The organism is Gammaproteobacteria bacterium, assembly GCA_011682695.1.
Taxonomy (GTDB): domain Bacteria; phylum Actinomycetota; class Acidimicrobiia; order Spongiisociales; family UBA4744; genus BMS3Bbin01.
Map to the genome: position 1 here is coordinate 1 of JAACED010000099.1, position 4670 is coordinate 4670.

The window sequence follows — 4670 nt, forward strand, 5'->3', positions numbered from 1 at the left end:
AGACACTCACCGCAGGTGCTGTCGGTGTCCGTCTACCGGCAACGGCAACGGTGGGCGCAACCGTGTGGTCTGCATTTCACGTCGATCTCGTGGGGCCCGAGATCCGTCTCACCGGACAGCCCGAGCGGGTGCCGGCACTCGCCCGCGTCGCCATGCCGGACGTCGAGCAGCACGGCTACGTCGTCTATCCGCTTGTCGATCACATCGCCGACAAAGTGGCCGCGATCCTGCAGACCTACGGCGCGAGCCACGTCCCATCAACCCGATTCAAGGATCTCGTGGACCTCGTCGCAATCATCTCAGAGGCTTCCGTCGATGCCGCAGAACAGTACGCAGCGCTCAGGTCGGAGGCCGACCGGCGCGACATCGACCTGCCGGATGCGTTCTCTGTTCCTGATCGTGAACTCTGGGAAAAGGGCTACGCGGCTGAGGCCGGCCGATCGCTCCTCGACACAGTGCTCGCACTGGACGATGCACTCGCCGTCGTGACGCCGTTCCTCAACCCGCTCCTTGACGGCACCGCCGTGGGCAAGTGGGATCCCAAGACCGGTCGCTGGAGCTAGAGCAGCGAGCACGAGAAGGTCGGCGACCGGACTCCTGGGCAGAGGCCCAGCCACCCGAGACCGCTGAGCGGGATCTGCGACATCGAGAACGCAGAGAGCTCAGGTCGGCTTGGTTCCTCGCAACGTTGCACACGCCACACCAGGGTCGTACGCCTCGAAGTACAGCCGACCGACAGCTTCGAGGTCTTCCCTGCGCATCTCCCGTACGGTGTACCCATCCGGCAGATCGAAGTGCGCACATTGAGGACAGCGAACCGCCATAGCGTCAGCCTCTGATAAAGCCTGGCTCTCTGAAGGATCAGGTCACTATCGTGGCGTGGTGAGTGTTCGAGACGCAACACGCGGCGATGTCAGCACGATCGCAGACTTGGCGGCGCGCAAACGCGAACAGTATGCCGAGTACAACCCCGTCTTTCACAACCCGGCAGCCGATGCCCGAGAGCAGCATGCCGCGTTCATCGCCGATCTGATCGACACCGACGATGCGATATCACTCGTCTACGACGACGATGGCGTTGTGCGAGGGTTCGCCATCGGAACGCTCATTGATGCGCCTCCGGTCTACGACCCGGGCGGCAAGACCTGCGTGATCGACGATTTCATGGTGGACGAGCCCGATGCGTGGGTGTCTGTCGGGCGTGCCCTCCTGGATGCGGTCTCCGAGGTGGCCCGGACTCGAGGCGCGGCACAGATCGTCGTCGTCTGCGGCCCCGACGACACCCCCAAACGGACGATGCTCACCGCCGGCGGCTGCACCGTCGTGACCGAGTGGTTCACGAAGCCGATCTGAACGGTAAGGAATTGTCCAGGCTGAGCAGCGCAAAGTCGGTCCTGCATCGATCTGAGGCTTCCCAGTTCTCCGAAGCCAGGACCCGCTGAACCAACGGCCGTCGAGTGTGAGCCGGCAACGCCCACGCAGCCCCGCACCACGCTCGCGGCTGAGGGCCCACAGACCCCTTCGAGGAACCCTGACCAGAATCTCTCGCGGACTTTCCGCGGACTCTCGACGGACTCAGGGGTTTCGCGCCGCGACCCCGAACTAGCGAAATCCCCTGTAAACACAAGGGATTTCGGGTGGTGGAGCTGAGGGGATTTGAACCCCTGACCCCTTGCATGCCATGCAAGTGCTCTGCCGAGCTGAGCTACAGCCCCAAGTGCGGACGTGGAGTGTACCAGGACGCACTCAGGCCTCGGTCGACGCGGGCTCCCACTCCAAACGGGGTGCATCACCCCAGAGGCGCTCGAGACTGAAGTACTCACGGGTGGCCGGCTGGAACAGGTGGACGACCAAATCCCCGAAATCGAGCAACACCCACTCTGCTTCTTTGCGCCCTTCTGTGCGCAGGGGACGCCGGCCTTCGTCGTGCAGCCTGAACTCGACTTCGTCGGCGAGGCTCTGCACGTGACGGTTGGACGTGCCTGAAGCGATCACGAATACGTCGGTGATCCAGAGGAGCTTGGAGACATCGAGGAGGATGACGTCGATACCTTTCTTGGCGTCGAGTACTTGCGCGACGAGGCGGGCAAGCTCTCGACTGTCGTTCCTAGGCTCGATGAGCGCTCATACCTCCTCTGCGGGAATGTCCTGCCCCACAATGATAGTGAGATCCACGACACCACTGGGCTGGCGGACCTCGACAACGACCTCTCCTCTTCCCAACACCTCTCTGGCGTCCAGGGCAGCCTGTTGATGCTCCCGACCCTGCGCGATGATCCGAGTCTCGGCATAGGTGCTCTTGTCGGCGTTGTCGGTGCGGACGATACGGAACCCGTGGCGGATGAGCGCCGCCGCCACCGGACGGGTCGTGCCTATCCGGCCATTCCCGTTGAGTACCTCCACGCGAGGTCGGGTCTCCGCAGTGAATTGCAGGTACGCGAAACGCTCGGAAGTGAAAGCAGCAGCCGCGTCCCCGCTGATCTGGTACAGCTCAGAGTCACCCCCTGCGCGCTCGATGCGTTCGACCGGTACAACGGTCAATCGGAGCTCGCTCGATTGGACCGCACCGAGCAGCGCCTGACGAGCCAAGGCCGGGTCACCAAGGACACGACCGACCAACTGATCGACGAGAGCCGGGGTCGAGGCCATCTGGGCGAAGATGGCTCTCCAAACCGATCCTTGACGATCGAGCCATTCGAGTTGGGTCCCCGTTCCCTGCTCCGTGAGGATGCGCTCCAGCTCCTCCGGCGACCGAAGGGCAGACCCGACATCCATCGCGACGACTTCGCCCGAACCAACCTCGACCACGAGTGGCGATGTCAGATCGACCGTCACATCCGATCCCAGGAGACCGGTGAGTTCCCTCGCGGTGATCTGCACACTCCCGTCCACCCGGGCACCCAGCAGATTCGAGACGGTCAACTCCGGAAGATCGGCAGCACCGAACCGTGTGGAGTCGCTGATCTCTCGATCACCGAAACCGGGGAGTACGGTCAGCAAACCCGAAGGGAACAGCGCAATCCTGGCTCCATCCGGGTCCGCCCCGATCAGCGCAATGGAGACTGCCCTTCCGCTGTCGTCCGTCACGGCGATGAGCACCGACGCACCTGACGCTGTCGGTGTGATCACACCTTGGGGACCGGCCGCCGGGCGCGAGACGAGAATCAGCGAGACGACGACGGCGGCACCGATCAGGCCGACGGCGCCGAGCAAGGCGAGCAGGATCCTTCTGCGCGCGTCCCCGCGAACGGCCCTTCGAGCCGCACGGTTCAACTCCCTGGGAGATGCCTGATCCTCCAGTAGCCCGCTCCTGCGCCGCCTGCCTCCGCCAACTCGCATGACCAGTCCGCGAGCGCGGCGCAGTTTGCGATGATCACCCATACAAACCCTGCCGGTTGATGTACTGCCACACGTTCTCGCGAACCATGAAACGTATCGATAGGCCGGAACTCGCACGTTTCCGAAGCATGGTCCCGCTCACATCGAGCGTTGGCATGTCGAGCCAGGTGAAGGGTCGAGGCACAGCGCGTTCGATGTCTTCCCTGGAAGTTCCCGGCCTGGGTGCAACGGCGAGATCGGCCCGGTCGAGCACCTCTTCCCATCGATGCCACGTCGTGATTCCTTTTGCAGCGTCCGAACCGAGGATGAGGAACAGTTGCTCATCCTCGGGATACTCGGTGAGCGTCTCGAACGTATAGGTCCATCCACTCCTGCGGACTTCACGATCGTCGGCTTCGAAGTAGGAGACGCCTTCGACCGCGAGCCGGGTCATTTCCCAGCGGTCTTGCGGGGATGTCATCGAGCCGCCGGCCTTCTGCCACGGGTGGCCGGCTGGGATGAAAGTGAGGACGTCCAGTTCGAGATCGCGATAGGCCACTTCGCCCGCGACGAGGTGGGCTATATGAGGAGGATCAAATGTCCCGCCAAGCAAGCCCCTACGCACGACCGAAAGCATAGGCGACAGAGCCGGCGACGGTGTAGGTGTTAGCTGTCGAGTGGCATCAAGTGCAACGTGCGCTTGCTGCAGGAGAGCACGAGTGCCGGATCAATGTAGCGACTCCCAACCCTCGAGGAGAGATGAAGAGCACCGATGCCGTGATCGGTTCCACTCTCCCCCAGCGCATCACCTGCTTGCAGACGGTCCCCTGCTGCAACGGTGATCGAGGCAAGATACGAATACGAGGTGCGAAGGGAGCCACCGTGAAAGATGGTCACGGTGCGAACTCCGGCCACTACACCAGCGAAGGTCACCACCCCATCCGCCACTGTGCGGACCGTGCTGCCCCTCTCGATGGCGTAGTCGGCACCCCAATGGCCTGCGTACGAACCGACAGGAGCGAACGCGCGAACGACCGGTCCGGCGGGAGGGACGATCGCACCCCCACACGAAACGCTGGGCACGACACCAGAGAGAACGATGACACCCACCAGCAGGCTTCGCAGCATGGAACACCCCTTCGCTCCCTCCCGTGCGACTACCGGGTCAACCGTACGCGTCGGGGCCGGTGAACGGAAGGGGGACGATGCCGGGAGTCAGACCACAAACGTGGAGACCGCTGAGCGATACATGGCACCTGTTTCCTCCCCCAGGAGGCCCGCCAGGGCCGACGATGGGGGAGGTGTCCTCAGCGCTCTGGCCGAGGACGGAGGGGGTCCGTTTCCTCCCCCAG

At 63.5% G+C, this 4670-nt stretch carries 6 protein-coding genes and 1 tRNA gene; 2 read left to right on the plus strand and 5 right to left on the minus strand.

Going from position 1 to position 4670, the window contains the following annotated elements; genetic code table 11:
* Nucleotides 1-563 (plus strand): hypothetical protein (locus tag GWP04_12150; protein NIA26297.1); only part of this gene is annotated, 563 nt, incomplete at its 5' end.
* A 319-nt stretch (nt 564-882) separates the two neighbouring features.
* Nucleotides 883-1353 carry a GNAT family N-acetyltransferase gene (locus GWP04_12155; GenBank protein NIA26298.1) on the plus strand — a complete coding sequence of 157 codons (471 nt, stop codon included), beginning with the start codon at nt 883-885 and terminating at the stop codon, nt 1351-1353.
* A gap of 285 nt (nt 1354-1638) precedes the next feature.
* On the opposite strand, the gene GWP04_12160 is transcribed toward GWP04_12155, so the two are convergent.
* The 5 genes from GWP04_12160 to GWP04_12180 all read right to left on the minus strand — a co-directional run bounded on the left by GWP04_12160 (nt 1639) and on the right by GWP04_12180 (nt 4446).
* Nucleotides 1639-1715: transfer RNA gene (locus GWP04_12160), tRNA-Ala, on the minus strand.
* 31 nt (nt 1716-1746) lie between these two features.
* Entirely contained in the window at nt 1747-2118 is a 372-nt protein-coding gene (gene rsfS, locus GWP04_12165) for a ribosome silencing factor (protein ID NIA26299.1), read from the minus strand.
* A 6-nt stretch (nt 2119-2124) separates the two neighbouring features.
* Nucleotides 2125-3381 carry a hypothetical protein gene (locus GWP04_12170; protein NIA26300.1) on the minus strand — a complete coding sequence of 419 codons (1257 nt, stop codon included), beginning with the start codon at nt 3379-3381 and terminating at the stop codon, nt 2125-2127.
* Nucleotides 3374-3943: a nicotinate (nicotinamide) nucleotide adenylyltransferase gene (gene nadD, locus GWP04_12175; GenBank protein ID NIA26301.1), complete on the minus strand. Its 570-nt coding sequence runs from the start codon at nt 3941-3943 to the stop codon at nt 3374-3376. Before nadD ends, GWP04_12170 begins: the two co-directional genes overlap by 8 nt.
* Nucleotides 3944-3984: 41 nt before the next feature.
* The gene (locus GWP04_12180; protein ID NIA26302.1) at nt 3985-4446 is read right to left on the minus strand and encodes a peptidoglycan DD-metalloendopeptidase family protein; all 462 of its coding nucleotides are present in this window, start codon (nt 4444-4446) and stop codon (nt 3985-3987) included.
* Between the last annotated feature and the right edge of the window lie 224 nt (nt 4447-4670).

Bases quoted from the DNA above. Each gene is read 5' to 3' on its own strand.
- GWP04_12170 (NIA26300.1), bottom strand. From the start codon at position 3,381: ATGGGTGATCATCGCAAACTGCGCCGCGCTCGCGGACTGGTCATGCGA.
- GWP04_12180 (NIA26302.1), bottom strand. From the start codon at position 4,446: ATGCTGCGAAGCCTGCTGGTGGGTGTCATCGTTCTCTCTGGTGTCGTG.